Below are 17,595 nucleotides of genomic sequence, written 5' to 3' on the forward strand. Positions count from 1 at the left end.
GAGTGGTTTGTAGAATTAGCAATATGGGAAAAACCCGAAGATGAAAAGGGAGGTAGGCCCCTTGATAGATGTAAATAATTTTGAGTTTATGAAGATTGGCTTGGCTTCACCAGATAAGATTCGTTCTTGGTCATATGGTGAGGTAAAAAAGCCAGAAACGATTAATTACCGTACATTAAAACCGGAAAAAGATGGCTTATTCTGTGAACGTATTTTTGGACCACAGAAGGATTGGGAATGCCATTGCGGTAAGTACAAACGTGTTCGTTATAAAGGTGTTGTATGTGATCGATGCGGTGTTGAAGTTACTCGTGCGAAGGTACGCCGTGAACGGATGGGGCATATTGAACTAGCTGCTCCTGTCTCCCATATTTGGTATTTTAAGGGCATCCCTAGTCGTATGGGACTTGTTCTTGATATGTCTCCTCGTGCACTTGAAGAGGTCATTTATTTTGCTTCTTATGTTGTAACGGATCCAGGTGACACAACTCTTGAAAAGAAACAACTTTTATCTGAAAAAGAATATCGAGCATATCGTGATAAGTATGGCAACAAGTTCCATGCTGGAATGGGTGCGGAGTCGATTAAAAAACTTCTATCAGACATAGACTTAACAAAAGAAGCCGACATGTTAAAAGAAGAATTGAAATCAGCTCAAGGTCAACGTCGTACTCGTGCGATTAAACGTCTAGAAGTAATCGAAGCCTTCCGTGGATCAGGGAATGAACCTTCTTGGATGGTTTTAGATGTTTTACCAGTTATTCCACCAGAACTTCGACCAATGGTTCAATTAGATGGTGGACGGTTTGCTACGTCAGACTTAAACGATTTATATCGTCGAGTGATTAACCGTAATAATCGTTTAAAGAGATTGCTTGATTTAGGTGCTCCAAGCATTATTGTTCAAAATGAAAAGCGGATGCTGCAAGAAGCAGTTGATGCATTAATTGATAACGGTCGTCGTGGACGTCCTGTAACTGGACCAGGTAATAGACCATTAAAGTCTTTATCACATATGTTAAAAGGGAAACAAGGTCGTTTCCGTCAAAACCTTTTAGGTAAACGTGTTGATTATTCTGGTCGTTCCGTTATTGTTGTTGGTCCTAACCTTAAGATGTACCAATGTGGTCTTCCAAAAGACATGGCCTTGGAATTATTTAAACCTTTTGTTATGAAGGAATTAGTTGAAAGAGGCTTAGCGCATAACATCAAATCTGCTAAGCGTAAGATTGAAAGAGTACAACCAGAAGTATGGGATGTATTAGAAGATGTGATTAGAGAACATCCAGTTTTACTTAACCGTGCTCCAACTCTGCATAGATTGGGTATTCAAGCATTTGAACCGACACTTGTAGAAGGAAAGGCGATTCGTCTACATCCTCTAGTGTGTACGGCATATAATGCGGACTTTGATGGTGACCAAATGGCTGTTCACGTTCCTCTATCTTCAGAGGCACAAGCAGAAGCACGTCTATTAATGCTAGCTGCTCAAAACATCCTAAATCCAAAGGATGGAAAGCCGGTTGTTACACCTTCACAGGATATGGTTCTTGGTAATTATTATTTAACTCTTGAAAAAGAAGGCGCTATTGGAGAAGGTGCGATCTTTAATGATATTAATGAAGCTCTGTTATCATACCAAAATGGGTATGTACACTTGCATACTCGTGTTGCTGTCAGAGCCGGTTCATTAAACAATCCAACCTTTACGGAAGAATACAATCGCAAACTTCTTATTACAACGGTAGGTAAACTAATTTTTAATGAGATCTTACCGAAATCATTCCCATATATTAACGAACCTACGAGCCACAACCTTGAGGTTGAAACACCTGCGAAATATTTCGTCGACCCAGGTACGGACGTACATGCTGCAATTAAAGAAATGCCTTTAGTGGCACCATTCAAGAAGAAGATTCTTGGAAACATCATTGCAGAAGTGTTTAAGCGTTATAAGATTACAGAAACATCCAAAATGCTTGACCGTATGAAGGATTTAGGATTTAGATACTCAACGAAGGCAGGTATTACTGTTGGGGTATCTGATATCGTGGTATTAGGTGAAAAGACAGAAATCATTGAAGAAGCACAGAAAAAAGTAGATAACGTGATGAAACAGTTCAGACGTGGTTTAATTACTGAGGACGAGCGTTATGATCGCGTAATCTCCATTTGGAGTGCTGCAAAAGATGTCATCCAAGGAAAACTAATGGATTCCTTAGAAAATACAAACCCAATCTTCATGATGAGCGATTCTGGTGCCCGTGGTAACGCATCTAACTTTACGCAGTTAGCTGGTATGCGTGGTTTGATGGCCAACCCAGCTGGTCGTATTATCGAATTACCAATTATCTCGAGTTTCCGTGAAGGGTTAACTGTACTAGAATACTTTATCTCGACACACGGTGCACGTAAAGGGCTTGCAGATACGGCACTAAAAACAGCCGATTCTGGTTACTTAACTCGACGTCTTGTTGATGTAGCCCAAGATGTAATTGTTCGTGAAGACGACTGCGGAACAGATCGCGGTTTATTAATCAGTGCTCTTAAAGATGGTACAGAAATCATTGAATCGTTAGAAGAACGTTTAATTGGGCGTTACACAAGAAAGGCGATTAAGCACCCAGAAACGAAGGATGTCATCATCGGAGAAAATCAATTAATTACCGAGGACTTAGCTAAGGTTATTGTTGATTCTGGAATTGAACAAACGTGGATACGCTCTGCCTTTACATGTAATACACGTCATGGTGTATGTAAGAAGTGTTATGGACGTAATTTAGCTACTGGTGAAGAGGTTGAAGTGGGAGAAGCAGTTGGTATTATTGCTGCACAATCAATCGGAGAACCTGGTACACAGTTAACGATGCGTACATTCCATACAGGTGGAGTTGCTGGAAACGATATTACCCAAGGTTTACCTCGTATTCAAGAAATCTTTGAAGCACGTAATCCAAAAGGTCAATCCGTTATCTCTGAAATCGATGGTGTTGTTGTAGGCATTAATGAGGGTCGTGACAGACAACATGAGATCGTCATTCAGGGTCAGTTGGAAACACGCACATATAATGCACCATATACAGCACGTCTAAAAGTGGCGATAAATGACCAAGTTGAAAGAGGTCAAGAACTAACAGAAGGTTCCATTGACCCTAAAGAATTGATTAAAGTAAAAGATGTTATGGCTGTTCAAGAATACCTACTAAAAGAAGTGCAGAAGGTTTACCGTATGCAAGGTGTTGAAATTGGCGATAAACACGTTGAAGTGATGGTACGACAAATGTTACGTAAGATTCGTGTGATTGAGGCTGGTGATACGGATGTACTACCAGGTACACTACTTGATATTCATCAGTTTACAGATGCCAACGAACAAGCGCTGCTTAACGGTAAGGTACCTGCAACAGGTCGTCCTGTCCTTTTAGGTATTACAAAAGCATCTCTTGAAACAGATTCATTCTTATCAGCAGCTTCCTTCCAAGAAACAACTAGAGTTCTTACCGATGCTGCGATTAAAGGAAAACGTGATGAATTACTAGGTTTGAAGGAAAATGTTATCATTGGTAAATTGATTCCTGCAGGTACGGGTATGTCTCGATATCGTCGTGCCGAACCTGTTGTCAATGTAGACGAATCAGAAGATCCAGTTACAGTTGATTAATAGAAAAAGCTCCAGTACCTCGATCTAGAGGTACTGGATTAAAAAATATCGATTAAATGTTGACATCATTTAATGAAAGTGATAATATTCATTAGGTGCTCCTTATTACTGAATACTTTGGAGGATATGAGAATGTCTTATGAAAAAGTATTGCAGGCAAAAAGCATTTTTGTAGGAACAAAGCAGACTGTTAGAGCCATCAAAACAGGAAATATTAACGAAGTAATGATTGCGACGGATGCGGATCCTAGGCTAACGTCACAAGTCGCAAATATTGCTAAGGAAAATAAAATTCCGATCACATATGTCGATTCTAAGAAGAAGTTAGGCAAGGCGTGTGGGATTAATGTAGGATCAGCAGTTGTAGCTATAATAAACAAATGACGTTTTTGTGGATTTTGTCTGCAAAGACTTTGTTATTGCAAAAAAATGAACCACCTGGATGTGTGGACATATAAATAAGTGAAGGGAGGAAAAATCATGCCTACAATTAACCAATTAGTACGCAAGCCACGTAAATCACTTGCGGAAAAATCAAAATCACCAGCACTTAACAAAGGGTACAATAGTTTCAAAAAATCACAAACAAACTTAACATCACCACAAAAACGCGGTGTTTGTACTCGTGTTGGTACAATGACACCGAAGAAGCCGAACTCAGCGCTTCGTAAATATGCCCGTGTACGTTTGTCAAACGGTATTGAAGTAACAGCATACATTCCTGGGATTGGACACAATCTTCAAGAACACAGTGTTGTTTTAATCCGTGGCGGACGTGTGAAGGACTTACCAGGGGTACGTTATCACATCGTTCGTGGTGCTTTAGATACTGCTGGAGTGAACAACCGTATGCAAGGTCGTTCAAAATACGGTACAAAGAAGCCAAAAGAAGCTAAGAAATAAACTCGATAAATTAATTTTTCTTGAAAGGAGGAAAAAGAATGCCTCGTAAAGGTCCTGTAGCAAAAAGAGACGTATTACCAGATCCGATTTATAATTCAAAGCTTGTTTCTCGTCTAATCAACAAAATGATGATCGACGGTAAAAGAGGTAAATCACAAGCTATTCTTTATTCAGCGTTTGATATTATCCGCGAACGCACTGGCAAAGAACCAATGGAAGTATTCGATGCAGCATTAAAAAACATTATGCCTGTTCTTGAAGTAAGAGCACGCCGTGTAGGTGGTGCAAACTACCAAGTACCAGTTGAGGTGCGTCCTGATCGTCGTACTACACTTGGTTTACGTTGGTTAGTAAACTATTCTCGTCTACGTGGTGAGAAGACAATGGAAGAACGTTTAGCAAATGAAATCCTTGATGCAGCTAACAACACAGGTTCATCTGTTAAGAAACGTGAAGATACACATAAAATGGCTGAAGCAAATAAAGCATTTGCTCACTATCGTTGGTAAAATATACGCTTTATATTCCTTAAAAAATTTATTATAAATTAGGAAGGAGAAAAAACCTAATGGCAAGAGAGTTCTCCTTAGAAAAAACTCGTAATATCGGCATCATGGCTCACATCGATGCCGGTAAAACTACAACTACTGAACGTATTCTTTACTATACAGGTAAAATCCATAAAATTGGTGAAACTCATGAAGGGGCTTCACAAATGGACTGGATGGAACAAGAACAAGAACGCGGAATTACCATTACATCTGCTGCAACAACTGCATCATGGAAAGGTCACCGCATTAACGTTATCGATACACCAGGACACGTAGACTTCACTGTTGAAGTTGAACGTTCTTTACGTGTACTAGATGGAGCTGTAACAGTTCTTGACGCACAATCAGGTGTAGAACCACAAACAGAAACTGTTTGGAGACAAGCAACAACTTACGGTGTACCACGTATTGTATTCATTAACAAAATGGATAAACTAGGTGCAGATTTCCTTTACTCTGTAGGTACATTACGCGATCGTTTGCAAGCAAATGCTCATCCAGTACAACTTCCAATCGGCTCGGAAGATACATTCACAGGTATTATCGACCTAGTTGATATGACAGCTGACATCTATAAAGACGATATGGGTATGGAAATGGAAGTCACTGAAATCCCTGAAGAATATCGTGAACTTGCTGAAGAGCATCGTGAAAAACTACTAGAAGCTGTAGCTGAAGTAGACGAAGACTTAATGGAAAAGTACCTTGGTGGTGAAGAAATCACTGTAGAGGAACTTAAAGCGGCAATCCGTAAAGCTACTTGTGCTGTAGAATTCTACCCAGTACTTTGTGGATCAGCGTTTAAAAACAAAGGTGTACAATTGATGATTGATGCAGTAATCGATTATCTACCAGCACCGACTGACGTAGCGGCAATCAAAGGAACACTTCCTGATTCTGATGAGGTGGTTGAACGTCATTCTAGTGATGAAGAACCATTCGCTGCGTTAGCATTTAAAGTAATGACAGACCCTTATGTAGGTAAGTTAACATTCTTCCGTGTGTACTCAGGTACACTTCAATCAGGATCATATGTACAAAACTCCTCTAAAGGGAAACGCGAGCGCGTAGGTCGTATTCTACAAATGCACGCAAACCACCGTGCTGAAATCTCTGAAGTATATGCAGGGGATATTGCAGCAGCTGTAGGTTTAAAAGATACTACTACTGGTGATACTCTATGTGATGATAAGAATCTTGTTATCTTAGAATCAATGGAATTCCCAGAGCCAGTTATTGAATTATCTGTTGAGCCAAAATCAAAGGCTGATCAAGATAAAATGACAACTGCACTTCAAAAGTTACAAGAGGAAGATCCTACGTTCAGAGCACATACTGACCAGGAAACTGGACAAGTAATTATTGCTGGTATGGGTGAGCTTCACTTAGATATTCTCGTTGATCGTATGAAGCGTGAATTTAAAGTAGAAGCAAACGTTGGCGCACCTCAAGTATCTTACCGTGAAACATTCCGTGGTACTGCACAAGTTGAGGGTAAGTTTGCCCGTCAATCTGGTGGACGCGGACAATATGGTCACGTATGGATCGAATTCTCACCTAACGAAGAAGGAAAAGGATTCGAATTCGAAAATGCGATTGTTGGTGGGGTTGTTCCACGTGAATATATCCCAGCTGTACAAGCAGGTCTAGAAGATTCACTACAACGTGGTGTTCTTGCTGGTTACCCACTTGTTGATATTAAAGCGAAACTATACGATGGATCTTACCATGATGTTGACTCAAGTGAAATGGCCTTTAAAGTGGCTGCTTCATTAGCATTGAAAAATGCAGCAACAAAGTGTAATCCAGTTATACTTGAACCAGTCATGAAGGTTGAAGTTGTAATTCCTGAAGAATATCTAGGAGATATCATGGGTCAAATTACAGCTCGCCGTGGCCGTGTTGAAGGTATGGAAGCACGCGGTAATGCTCAAGTAGTAAGAGCAATGGTTCCACTTTCAGAAATGTTTGGATATGCAACTTCATTACGTTCTAGTACTCAAGGTCGCGGAGTATTCACTATGACCTTTGATCACTATGAAGAAGTTCCAAAATCGATTTCTGAAGAAATTATCAAAAAAAATAAAGGTGAATAATTGATTTTACCTAACATATAAAGTATAACTACTTATGTATGCTTAAGGTTGTGGAATAAACCGTTCCACAACCTATATAAAAATACTTAACTTTTATATCTAAAAGGAGGATTTTCCTAATGGCAAAAGAAAAATTTGATCGCTCAAAGCCCCATGTAAATATTGGTACAATTGGTCACGTTGACCATGGTAAAACAACTCTAACAGCTGCTATCACAACAGTTCTTGCAAAAGCAGGTGGAAGTGAAGCAAAAGGTTACGACATGATCGATAACGCACCAGAAGAAAGAGAACGTGGTATTACAATTAATACTTCACACGTTGAATATGAAACTGCAAACCGTCACTATGCACACGTTGACTGCCCAGGACACGCTGACTATGTTAAAAACATGATCACTGGTGCTGCGCAAATGGACGGTGGTATCCTAGTAGTATCTGCTGCTGATGGTCCAATGCCACAAACTCGTGAGCACATTCTTTTATCTCGTCAAGTAGGTGTACCTTACCTAGTTGTATTCATGAACAAATGTGACATGGTTGATGACGAAGAATTACTAGAATTAGTTGAAATGGAAGTTCGTGACCTTCTTTCTGAATATGACTTCCCAGGTGATGACATTCCTGTAATCAAAGGTTCTGCTCTTAAAGCTCTTGAAGGCGAAGCAGAATGGGAAGAAAAGATTCTTGAATTAATGGCTGCAGTTGATGAGTATGTTCCAAACCCAACTCGTGACACTGATAAACCATTCATGATGCCTGTTGAGGACGTATTCTCAATCACAGGTCGTGGAACAGTTGCTACAGGTCGTGTTGAGCGTGGACAAGTTAAAGTTGGAGACGTTATTGAAATCATCGGTCTTGCTGATGAGCCAAAATCAACTACTGTAACAGGTGTTGAAATGTTCCGTAAGCTTCTTGACTATGCGGAAGCTGGAGATAACATTGGTGCTCTTCTTCGTGGGGTTGCTCGTGAAGAAATCCAACGTGGCCAAGTATTAGCAAAGCCAGGTTCAATTACACCACACACTAAGTTCCAAGCACAAGTTTACGTTTTATCAAAAGAAGAAGGTGGACGTCATACTCCATTCTTCTCAAACTATCGTCCTCAGTTCTACTTCCGTACAACTGACGTAACTGGAATCATTCAACTTCCTGAAGGCGTTGAAATGGTTATGCCTGGCGATAACATCGAAATGACTGTTGAACTTATCTCTCCTATCGCTATTGAAGCAGGAACTAAGTTCTCAATTCGTGAAGGTGGCCGTACAGTAGGCGCTGGATCAGTTGCTACAATCACTGAGTAATCTCTTACTATAAAATATAAAAAAGCAGATGGGTGACGATCCATCTGCTTTTTTTATCTATTCATTTAAGATTTAATAATAAAATATTGAGGAATCAAATTTTGTGTTTAAAAGAAATTATCTCCATTTCCCAAAAAAACTTGAATTATGTAATGGAAGCCATTATAATAGTAAAAGTGTTTAAGCGTAAAGGATTTTAATATTTTTGTTGAAATTACTTTATGTTTTTTGTATAATAGACAATGTTGGTCTTTGACTGCGATGATGCAGGAGGTTGCTGACACACCCGGCCGCTTTGCCATGGCGAGTGAGTTAGGATATTTCTGCTGAGAATGTCTATTTAAGAAAATAGGCGAAAAGGAGGGAAAGTAATGGCAAAACAAAAAATTCGTATCCGTCTTAAAGCATATGATCACAGAGTCCTTGATCAATCTTCTGAAAAGATCGTTGAAACAGCGAAACGTTCTGGTGCAGCTGTATCTGGTCCGATCCCTTTACCGACTGAGAAATCTGTTTATACAGTTCTTCGTGCGGTTCATAAGTACAAAGATTCTCGTGAGCAATTTGAGATGCGTACACACAAGCGTTTGATTGATATCATCAATCCAACACCACAAACTGTTGATTCATTAATGCGTTTAGATTTACCATCTGGCGTTGATATTGAAATTAAACTTTAATTATTAAATATAATCATTATCTAAAATTATAGGAGGTGTGACTAATGACCAAAGGAATCTTAGGAAGAAAGATCGGAATGACTCAAGTATTCGCAGAAAACGGTGATCTTATCCCAGTAACTGTTGTTGAAGTTGCTAATAACGTAGTTTTACAAAAGAAAACAACAGAAGTTGATGGGTATGAAGCTGTTCAAATCGGTTTTGAAGACAAACGCGAAAAGTTATCTAACAAACCGGAAAAAGGTCACGTTGCTAAAGCAAGTACTGCTCCTAAGCGCTTCGTTCGCGAATTTCGCGGAGTTGACTTAGATGCATATGAGGTTGGTCAAGAAGTCAAAGTTGATATTTTTGCGGAAGGCGATGTTATTGATGTAACAGGAATCTCTAAAGGTAAAGGATTCCAAGGTGCAATCAAACGTCACGGACAATCTCGTGGACCTATGTCTCACGGATCACGTTACCACCGTCGTCCTGGTTCAATGGGACCTGTTGCTCCAAACCGCGTATTTAAAGGAAAAGAACTACCTGGTCGTATGGGTGGAGAACAAATTACAGTGCAAAACCTTCAAGTCGTTAAGGTTGATTCAGAACGTAACCTACTTTTAGTAAAAGGGAACGTACCAGGCGCTAAAAAAGCTCTATTAAAAATTAAAACAGCGATTAAAACGAAATAATTAGCTCAGAAAGGAGGATATTAGTAATGGCGAAAGTAGACTTATATAACCAAACCGGATCAAAAGTGAGCGAAATCGAACTAAATGATTCTGTTTTTGGAATTGAGCCTAACCAACATGTTCTTTTTGAAGCTATTGTTGCACAAAGAGCTTCTTTAAGACAAGGCACTCACAAAACAAAAGTTCGCTCTGAAGTACGTGGTGGCGGACGTAAACCATGGCGTCAAAAAGGAACAGGACGTGCACGCCAAGGTTCAACAAGATCACCACAATGGCGTGGAGGCGGTACTGTTTTCGGACCTGTACCAAGAAGCTATGCGTATAAATTACCAAAAAAAGTTCGTCGCTTAGCGATCAAATCTGCGTTATCATCTAAAGTACAAGATGAAAAAATCTTAGTTTTAGATAGCTTAGGATTTGAAGCTCCAAAAACAAAAGAATTTAAAGGTGTATTAAATGCACTTTCTGTTGATTCTAAAGCGTTAATCGTTACAGCTAACCTAGATGAAAATGTAGCATTATCAGCTCGTAATATTCCTGGAGTAACTGTATTAACTGCTGACGGTATCAATGTATTAGATGTGATTAGCCACGATCGTTTAATCATAACTAAAGATGCAGTTCAAAAAGTAGAGGAGGTGCTTGCATAATGGATGCACGCGATATCATTAAGCGCCCCGTTATTACTGAACGTTCTACTGATCTAATGGCAGAAAAGAAATATACTTTTGAAGTCGATACAAGAGCTAACAAAACTCAAGTTAAAGATGCAGTAGAAGAAATTTTTGGTGTTGATGTTGAAAAAGTAAACATCATGAACTACAAAGGTAAATTCAAGCGTATGGGACGTTTTGGCGGATATACAAATAAACGTCGTAAAGCTATTGTTAAATTAACTGCTGATAGCAAAGAAATCGAAATCTTCGAAGCGTAAAAATTACTCAAGAATAGGAGGGAATAAAATGGCGATTAAAAAGTATAAACCTACCTCGAACGGTCGACGTAATATGACTAGCCTTGACTTTGCTGAACTTACAACAGACAAACCAGAAAAGTCATTACTAGCTCCATTACACAAAAAAGCCGGCCGTAATAACCAAGGTAAAATAACTGTTCGTCATCAAGCTGGCGGTCATAAACGTCAATATCGTATTATCGATTTTAAACGCGACAAAGATGGCATACCAGGACGCGTTGCTACGATCGAATATGATCCAAATCGTTCTGCAAACATCGCGTTGATTCATTATTTAGATGGTGAAAAGAGATATATCTTAGCACCAAAAAACCTAAAAGTAGGTTTAGAAGTAGTATCTGGTCCAGATGCGGATATTAAAGTAGGGAATGCACTACCATTAGTAAACATTCCTGTTGGTACAGTTATCCATAACATTGAATTAAAACCAGGTAGAGGTGGACAATTAGTACGTTCCGCAGGTACATCTGCACAAGTACTTGGTAAAGAGGGTAAATACGTACTAGTACGTCTAAACTCTGGTGAGGTTCGTATGATTCTTGCTACATGTCGTGCAACTGTAGGTCAAGTAGGCAACGAACAACATGAACTTGTAAACATCGGTAAGGCTGGTCGTTCTCGCTGGTTAGGTAAGCGTCCAACTGTTCGTGGTTCTGTAATGAACCCTAATGATCACCCACACGGTGGTGGTGAAGGACGTACACCAATCGGACGTAAATCACCAATGTCACCATGGGGTAAACCAACTCTTGGATATAAGACTCGTAAGAAGAACAAGAAATCCGATAAGTTTATCGTGCGTCGTCGTAAAAAATAACGTGATTATACTACGGTCCAATGAAGAGACCGTAGACCAATCACGAAGGGAGGTTGTACTATGGGTCGCAGCTTAAAAAAGGGACCTTTTGTTGATGGGCATTTAATGACAAAGATCGAAAAACTTAATGAAACGGACGGAAAACAAGTTGTAAAAACTTGGTCTCGTCGCTCAACGATCTTCCCACAATTCATTGGACACACTATCGCTGTCTATGATGGTCGCAAACATGTACCTGTTTATGTTACTGAAGACATGGTTGGTCACAAACTTGGAGAATTCGCTCCAACACGTGCATATAAAGGCCATGGTAATGACGATAAGAAAACTAGACGTTAATGAGAGGAGGGCATTCAAATGCAAGCTAAAGCTGTTGCAAGAACAGTCCGTATTGCTCCTCGTAAAGCTCGATTAGTCGTAGATTTAATTCGAGGAAAGCAAGTTGGTGAAGCTGTAGCTATTTTAAAACATACGCCAAAGGCTGCTTCCCCAATTGTAGAAAAATTATTGAACTCTGCTATGGCAAATGCAGAACATAATTATGAAATGGACGTAAATAACTTAGTAGTTGCTCAAGTATTTGTTGACGAGGGTCCAACGATGAAACGTTTCCGCCCACGTGCACAAGGTCGTGCTAGTGCGATTAATAAACGTACGAGTCATATTACAATCGTTTTAACAGAAAAGAAGGAGGGATAATTAGTGGGTCAAAAAGTTAATCCAGTCGGATTGCGTATCGGAGTTATCCGTGATTGGGAATCTAGATGGTACGCTGGTAAAGACTATGCTGAACTATTACACGAAGACCTTAAAGTACGTGAATATATCACGAAGCGTTTAAGCGAATCTTCAGTATCTAAAGTTGAAATCGAACGTGCTGCTAACCGTCTAAATGTGACTATCCACACTGCTAAACCAGGAATGGTTATCGGTAAGGGTGGTACTGAAGTTGAAGCTCTACGTAAGGCTTTAAACGCATTAACGGGCAAACGTGTACACATTAATATCTTAGAAATTAAAAGGGCTGACATTGATGCAAAATTAGTTGCTGAGAACATTGCTCGTCAACTTGAAAATCGTGTATCATTCCGTCGTGCGCAAAAACAAGTTATTCAACGTGCGATGCGCGCTGGCGCAAAAGGTATCAAAACAATGGTATCTGGTCGTTTAGGTGGAGCTGATATCGCCCGCTCTGAATCTTACAGTGAAGGAACTGTTCCTCTTCATACTTTACGTGCTGATATCGACTATGCTACGGCAGAAGCTGATACAACGTATGGTAAATTAGGCGTTAAAGTATGGATCTATAAAGGAGAAGTCCTTCCTACTAAGAAGAAAACTGAGGAAGGAGGCAAATAATATGTTATTGCCAAAACGCGTAAAGTATCGTCGTCAACATCGTGGTAAAATGCGCGGTCAAGCGAAAGGCGGCACTGAAGTAACTTTCGGTGAATACGGCTTACAAGCTGTTGAAGCTTCTTGGATTACAAACCGCCAAATTGAAGCTGCCCGTATTGCAATGACACGTTATATGAAACGTGGTGGTAAGGTTTGGATTAAAATTTTCCCACACAAACCATATACTGCGAAACCTCTAGAAGTACGTATGGGTTCCGGTAAAGGGGCTCCAGAAGGATGGGTAGCAGTAGTTAAACCTGGAAAAGTAATGTTTGAAATTGCCGGTGTTTCTGAAGAAGTTGCACGTGAAGCATTACGTCTTGCTATGCACAAACTACCTATAAAGTGTAAGTTTGTAAAACGAGAAGAAATTGGTGGTGAATCAAATGAAAGCTAATGAAATTCGTGACCTTACCACTGCTGAAATAGAACAAAAAGTTAAATCATTAAAGGAAGAGCTTTTCAATCTACGCTTTCAATTGGCGACAGGGCAACTTGAAAACACAGCTCGTATTCGTGAAGTACGGAAATCAATTGCACGTATGAAAACCGTGATTCGTGAAAGAGAAGTCGGCGTTAATAATCGATAATAAAGAGGAGGTTCATAAATGAGTGAGCGTAACCAACGCAAGGTTTACACTGGTCGTGTTGTTTCTGATAAAATGGATAAAACAATCACAGTTATCGTAGAAACTTATAAAAAACACCCTTTATTAGGTAAACGCGTAAAATACTCTAAGAAATTTAAGGCTCATGATGAGCAAAATGTTGCTAAAACAGGCGATATCGTACGTATCATGGAAACTCGCCCATTATCCGCAACAAAACGCTTCCGTCTTGTAGAAGTTATAGAAGAAGCAGTTATTATTTAATTGTCCGGGTTTGATTGATCCTGAAGGGAGGTAAAATTCATGATTCAACAGGAATCAAGATTGAAGGTCGCAGACAATTCTGGTGCACGTGAGGTACTTACTATTAAAGTACTTGGTGGATCAGGTCGTAAGACTGCAAACATTGGTGATATTATCGTTTGTACGGTGAAACAAGCAACACCAGGTGGCGTTGTCAAAAAAGGTGATATTGTAAAAGCCGTAGTAGTTCGCACAAAATCTGGTGTACGTCGTAATGATGGTACGTATATTCGTTTCGATGAAAATGCATGTGTAATCATTCGTGATGATAAGAGTCCTCGTGGAACTCGTATCTTCGGACCAGTAGCACGTGAATTACGTGACAGCAACTTTATGAAAATCATTTCATTAGCTCCAGAAGTTTTATAATTAAAAAATCAAGCCTTTAAGGAGGTGCAAACAGATGCATGTAAAAACAGGTGATAAAGTTATGGTCATCTCTGGTAAAGACAAAGGCAAAACGGGTGTTATTCTTGCTTCATTTCCTAAAAAGAACCGTGTTCTAGTAGAAGGTGTGAACATCGTTAAGAAACACTCTAAGCCGTCTCAGGTGAATCCACAAGGTGGAATCATCAACCAAGAAGCACCTATTCATGTATCAAATGTTATGCCTATCGATCCAAAATCTGGTGAACCAACACGTGTAGGCGTAAAAGTTGTAGATGGTAAAAAAGTACGTTATGCAAAAAAATCCGGTGAAGTTCTAGATAAATAGTTAAATAAAGAAGGGAGGTACAATCGATGAACCGCCTAAGAGAAAAATACACTAAAGAAATTACTCCTGCTCTTGTGAGCAAGTTTAATTATAAATCTGTAATGCAAGTTCCAAAAGTAGAAAAAATCGTTGTAAACATGGGTGTTGGCGACGCAGTACAAAATGCTAAGGCACTTGATAGTGCTGTTGAAGAGTTAGCAACTATTACTGGTCAAAAACCTTTAGTTACTCGTGCGAAGAAATCTATTGCTGGTTTCCGTCTTCGTGAAGGAATGCCGATTGGTGCGAAAGTTACCCTACGTGGTGAGCGCATGTATGAGTTCCTAGACAAACTAGTATCTATATCTCTTCCTCGTGTACGTGACTTCCGTGGTGTATCTAAAAAATCTTTTGATGGCCGTGGTAACTATACATTAGGTGTTAGGGAACAATTAATCTTCCCTGAAATTGATTATGATAAAGTAAGTAAAGTACGTGGTATGGATATCGTTATTGTAACGACTGCAAATACTGATGAAGAAGCTCGTGAGTTATTAACTCAAATCGGTATGCCATTCCAAAAGTAATCTCTAAATAAGGGAGGCAAAAACGTGGCTAAAAAGTCAATGATTGCGAAACAAAAACGCGGACCTAAATTTAAGGTACAAGAATATACACGCTGCGAACGTTGCGGTCGTCCACATTCTGTATATCGTAAATTTAAGCTTTGCAGAATTTGTTTCCGTGAATTAGCATACAAAGGGCAAATTCCTGGTGTTAAAAAAGCTAGCTGGTAAAACCCCAATTTGGGAAGGAGGTAAAAAACATGGTCATGACAGATCCAATTGCAGATTTGCTTACTCGTATTCGTAATGCAAACATGGTTCGTCACGAAAAATTAGAAGTTCCTGCTTCTAATATTAAAAAAGAAATTGCTGAAATTTTAAAGCGTGAAGGTTTCGTTCGTGACGTTGAATATATCGAAGACAACAAACAAGGGATTATCCGCATTTTCTTAAAATACGGCCAAGGCAACGAACGTGTTATCACTGGTTTAAAACGAATCAGTAAGCCTGGACTTCGTGTTTATGCGAAAGCTGACGAAGTACCACGTGTTTTAAATGGTTTAGGTGTCGCATTAGTATCTACTTCTCAAGGAGTTCTTTCTGATAAAGAAGCTCGTGCAAAGAAAATTGGTGGAGAAGTATTAGCATACGTTTGGTAATACAGTCTTAAATGAATGGAGGTGCAATGAATGTCTCGCGTAGGAAAAAAACCTATTGAAATTCCAGCTGGAGTTACAGTAACAATTAACGGTTCTGACGTTACAGTTAAAGGGCCTAAAGGTGAACTTTCAAACACTTTTAACCCGGATATCGAAATTAAAATGGAAGAGAATATCATTAACGTGATTCGTCCATCTGATTCTAAAGAACACCGTACCATTCACGGAACAACTCGTGCGCTACTTGCGAACATGGTTGAAGGTGTTTCAAAGGGATTCGAAAAATCTTTAGAGCTTATCGGTGTCGGTTACCGTGCTCAAAAACAAGGTAAAAAATTAGTATTAAACGTTGGTTACTCTCACCCTGTTGAATTCGAACCTGAAGAAGGTCTTGAAGTTGAAGTACCTGCTAATACAAAAATTGTTATTAAGGGTATTAATAAAGAGCGTGTGGGTGCACTAGCAGCTAATATTCGACAAGTACGTCCTCCTGAGCCGTATAAAGGTAAAGGGATCCGTTATGAAGGCGAATATGTTCGTCGTAAAGAAGGTAAAACTGGTAAGTAATGTCGCTTAAGACTAAACGAAAGGAGTGACCTCAATGATTACGAAGGCTGATAAAAATGCTGTCCGCAAGAAAAGACATGCACGTGTGCGTACTAAACTTAGCGGTACCGCTGCTCGTCCTCGTTTAAACGTGTTTCGTTCAAACAAGCACATTTATGCACAATTAATTGATGATGTGAACGGAGTTACTTTAGCAAGTGCTTCTACATTAGATAAAGAAATTAATCTTGATACAACTGGCAATGCTGATGCTGCTGTTAAGGTCGGTGAACTTGTAGCTAAACGCGCTGTTGAAAAAGGTGTAAAAGAAGTTGTTTTTGACCGTGGAGGATACCTCTACCATGGACGTGTTCAAGCATTAGCAGATGCTGCACGTGAGAACGGCTTAGAATTTTAATCGAAAAAGGAGGGACACAAAAAGATGCGTCGTATTGATCCAAATAAGCTTGAATTAGAAGAACGCGTAGTAACAGTTAACCGTGTTGCGAAAGTTGTTAAGGGTGGACGTCGTTTCCGTTTCACAGCTCTAGTTGTAGTGGGTGATAAAAACGGTCATGTTGGCTTCGGTACTGGTAAAGCACAAGAAGTACCTGATGCAATTCGTAAAGCGGTTGAAGATGCAAAGAAAAACTTAATTGAAGTACCTAGAGTGGGTACTACTTTACCACATGAAGTAATCGGACATTTCGGTGCTGGTGAAGTTCTTCTGAAACCTGCTGCTGAAGGTACAGGAGTTATCGCTGGGGGACCAGTTCGTGCGGTACTTGAATTAGCTGGTATTGGCGACATCCTATCTAAATCATTAGGAACAAACACACCAATTAATATGATCCGTGCAACGATTGATGGTTTAAAACAAATGAAACGTGCTGAAGACGTAGCAAAATTACGTGGTAAATCAGTAGAAGAACTGTTAGGATAAGGGAGGGAAATCAAATGGCAAATAAATTACAAATTACCCTCACTCGCAGTGTTATAGGTCGTACACAAGACCAAAAAGAAACTGTTAAGGCTCTTGGTTTACGTAAATTAAACCAAACTGTTGAACAGCAGGATAATGCTGCCATTCGCGGAATGATTAACAAAGTTTCTCACTTAGTTACGGTTAAAGAAATATAAGATTATTCTTCTTAAA

The 17,595-nt window shown here is 39.5% G+C and carries 26 protein-coding genes; all 26 read left to right on the forward strand.

Features of this window, described 5'->3' with window-relative positions:
• Nucleotides 1-61: 61 nt before the first annotated feature.
• Nucleotides 62-3,661, forward strand: a complete 3,600-nt coding sequence (gene rpoC / locus Q5760_RS00645) for a DNA-directed RNA polymerase subunit beta' (protein WP_428910381.1) — start codon at nt 62-64, stop codon at nt 3,659-3,661.
• Between the two features lie 132 nt (nt 3,662-3,793).
• Nucleotides 3,794-4,045 (forward strand): 50S ribosomal protein L7ae-like protein, encoded by a 252-nt coding sequence (locus tag Q5760_RS00650; protein WP_428910382.1) that lies wholly within the window; start codon nt 3,794-3,796, stop codon nt 4,043-4,045.
• Nucleotides 4,046-4,141: 96 nt separating this feature from the next.
• Nucleotides 4,142-4,564 (forward strand): 30S ribosomal protein S12, encoded by a 423-nt coding sequence (rpsL, locus tag Q5760_RS00655; RefSeq protein ID WP_428910383.1) that lies wholly within the window; start codon nt 4,142-4,144, stop codon nt 4,562-4,564.
• Nucleotides 4,565-4,602: 38 nt separating this feature from the next.
• Entirely contained in the window at nt 4,603-5,073 is a 471-nt protein-coding gene (gene rpsG, locus Q5760_RS00660; RefSeq protein WP_428910384.1) for a 30S ribosomal protein S7, read from the forward strand.
• 59 nt (nt 5,074-5,132) lie between these two features.
• Nucleotides 5,133-7,211 (forward strand): elongation factor G, encoded by a 2,079-nt coding sequence (fusA, locus tag Q5760_RS00665; RefSeq protein ID WP_428910385.1) that lies wholly within the window; start codon nt 5,133-5,135, stop codon nt 7,209-7,211.
• A 119-nt stretch (nt 7,212-7,330) separates the two neighbouring features.
• Complete coding sequence (tuf, locus tag Q5760_RS00670; RefSeq protein ID WP_428910386.1) at nt 7,331-8,518, forward strand: elongation factor Tu; 1,188 nt, start codon at nt 7,331-7,333, stop codon at nt 8,516-8,518.
• Nucleotides 8,519-8,889: 371 nt separating this feature from the next.
• The gene (gene rpsJ, locus Q5760_RS00675; RefSeq protein ID WP_428910387.1) at nt 8,890-9,198 is read left to right on the forward strand and encodes a 30S ribosomal protein S10; all 309 of its coding nucleotides are present in this window, start codon (nt 8,890-8,892) and stop codon (nt 9,196-9,198) included.
• Nucleotides 9,199-9,242: 44 nt separating this feature from the next.
• Nucleotides 9,243-9,872 carry a 50S ribosomal protein L3 gene (gene rplC / locus Q5760_RS00680; RefSeq protein ID WP_428910388.1) on the forward strand — a complete coding sequence of 210 codons (630 nt, stop codon included), beginning with the start codon at nt 9,243-9,245 and terminating at the stop codon, nt 9,870-9,872.
• A gap of 26 nt (nt 9,873-9,898) precedes the next feature.
• Complete coding sequence (rplD, locus tag Q5760_RS00685; RefSeq protein ID WP_428910389.1) at nt 9,899-10,522, forward strand: 50S ribosomal protein L4; 624 nt, start codon at nt 9,899-9,901, stop codon at nt 10,520-10,522.
• The gene (gene rplW / locus Q5760_RS00690) at nt 10,522-10,806 is read left to right on the forward strand and encodes a 50S ribosomal protein L23 (protein ID WP_428910390.1); all 285 of its coding nucleotides are present in this window, start codon (nt 10,522-10,524) and stop codon (nt 10,804-10,806) included. The genes rplD and rplW overlap by 1 nt, the downstream gene beginning before the upstream one ends.
• Before the next feature lie 28 nt (nt 10,807-10,834).
• The gene (rplB, locus tag Q5760_RS00695) at nt 10,835-11,665 is read left to right on the forward strand and encodes a 50S ribosomal protein L2 (protein ID WP_428910391.1); all 831 of its coding nucleotides are present in this window, start codon (nt 10,835-10,837) and stop codon (nt 11,663-11,665) included.
• Nucleotides 11,666-11,725: 60 nt separating this feature from the next.
• Complete coding sequence (gene rpsS, locus Q5760_RS00700; protein ID WP_428910392.1) at nt 11,726-12,004, forward strand: 30S ribosomal protein S19; 279 nt, start codon at nt 11,726-11,728, stop codon at nt 12,002-12,004.
• 18 nt (nt 12,005-12,022) lie between these two features.
• Complete coding sequence (gene rplV / locus Q5760_RS00705; RefSeq protein WP_428910393.1) at nt 12,023-12,364, forward strand: 50S ribosomal protein L22; 342 nt, start codon at nt 12,023-12,025, stop codon at nt 12,362-12,364.
• A gap of 3 nt (nt 12,365-12,367) precedes the next feature.
• Nucleotides 12,368-13,024, forward strand: a complete 657-nt coding sequence (rpsC, locus tag Q5760_RS00710) for a 30S ribosomal protein S3 (protein ID WP_428910394.1) — start codon at nt 12,368-12,370, stop codon at nt 13,022-13,024.
• Between the two features lies 1 nt (nt 13,025).
• On the forward strand, nt 13,026-13,460 hold the full coding sequence (gene rplP, locus Q5760_RS00715) for a 50S ribosomal protein L16 (RefSeq protein WP_428910395.1): 435 nt from the start codon (nt 13,026-13,028) through the stop codon (nt 13,458-13,460).
• Nucleotides 13,450-13,653 (forward strand): 50S ribosomal protein L29, encoded by a 204-nt coding sequence (gene rpmC / locus Q5760_RS00720; protein ID WP_428910396.1) that lies wholly within the window; start codon nt 13,450-13,452, stop codon nt 13,651-13,653. The genes rplP and rpmC overlap by 11 nt, the downstream gene beginning before the upstream one ends.
• Before the next feature lie 18 nt (nt 13,654-13,671).
• A complete protein-coding gene (gene rpsQ / locus Q5760_RS00725) occupies nt 13,672-13,935 on the forward strand; it encodes a 30S ribosomal protein S17 (RefSeq protein WP_428910397.1) in 264 nt (87 codons plus the stop codon).
• Nucleotides 13,936-13,974: 39 nt separating this feature from the next.
• Nucleotides 13,975-14,343: a 50S ribosomal protein L14 gene (rplN, locus tag Q5760_RS00730; RefSeq protein ID WP_428910398.1), complete on the forward strand. Its 369-nt coding sequence runs from the start codon at nt 13,975-13,977 to the stop codon at nt 14,341-14,343.
• Between the two features lie 34 nt (nt 14,344-14,377).
• Nucleotides 14,378-14,689, forward strand: coding sequence for a 50S ribosomal protein L24 (gene rplX, locus Q5760_RS00735; protein WP_428910399.1), 312 nt, complete (start codon nt 14,378-14,380; stop codon nt 14,687-14,689).
• A 26-nt stretch (nt 14,690-14,715) separates the two neighbouring features.
• On the forward strand, nt 14,716-15,255 hold the full coding sequence (gene rplE / locus Q5760_RS00740; protein WP_428910400.1) for a 50S ribosomal protein L5: 540 nt from the start codon (nt 14,716-14,718) through the stop codon (nt 15,253-15,255).
• Between the two features lie 24 nt (nt 15,256-15,279).
• Nucleotides 15,280-15,465 (forward strand): 30S ribosomal protein S14, encoded by a 186-nt coding sequence (gene rpsN / locus Q5760_RS00745; RefSeq protein WP_428910401.1) that lies wholly within the window; start codon nt 15,280-15,282, stop codon nt 15,463-15,465.
• A 29-nt stretch (nt 15,466-15,494) separates the two neighbouring features.
• A complete protein-coding gene (gene rpsH, locus Q5760_RS00750; protein WP_428910402.1) occupies nt 15,495-15,893 on the forward strand; it encodes a 30S ribosomal protein S8 in 399 nt (132 codons plus the stop codon).
• Nucleotides 15,894-15,923: 30 nt separating this feature from the next.
• Nucleotides 15,924-16,460 (forward strand): 50S ribosomal protein L6, encoded by a 537-nt coding sequence (gene rplF, locus Q5760_RS00755; protein ID WP_428910403.1) that lies wholly within the window; start codon nt 15,924-15,926, stop codon nt 16,458-16,460.
• A 34-nt stretch (nt 16,461-16,494) separates the two neighbouring features.
• Entirely contained in the window at nt 16,495-16,857 is a 363-nt protein-coding gene (rplR, locus tag Q5760_RS00760) for a 50S ribosomal protein L18 (RefSeq protein ID WP_428910404.1), read from the forward strand.
• A 24-nt stretch (nt 16,858-16,881) separates the two neighbouring features.
• The gene (gene rpsE / locus Q5760_RS00765; protein ID WP_428910405.1) at nt 16,882-17,382 is read left to right on the forward strand and encodes a 30S ribosomal protein S5; all 501 of its coding nucleotides are present in this window, start codon (nt 16,882-16,884) and stop codon (nt 17,380-17,382) included.
• Nucleotides 17,383-17,396: 14 nt separating this feature from the next.
• On the forward strand, nt 17,397-17,579 hold the full coding sequence (gene rpmD / locus Q5760_RS00770) for a 50S ribosomal protein L30 (RefSeq protein WP_428910406.1): 183 nt from the start codon (nt 17,397-17,399) through the stop codon (nt 17,577-17,579).
• The last annotated feature ends 16 nt before the right edge of the window (nt 17,580-17,595 follow it).

The organism is Niallia sp. Kr1, assembly GCF_050389805.1.
Classification (GTDB): Bacteria; Bacillota; Bacilli; order Bacillales; family Cytobacillaceae; genus Bacillus_BD.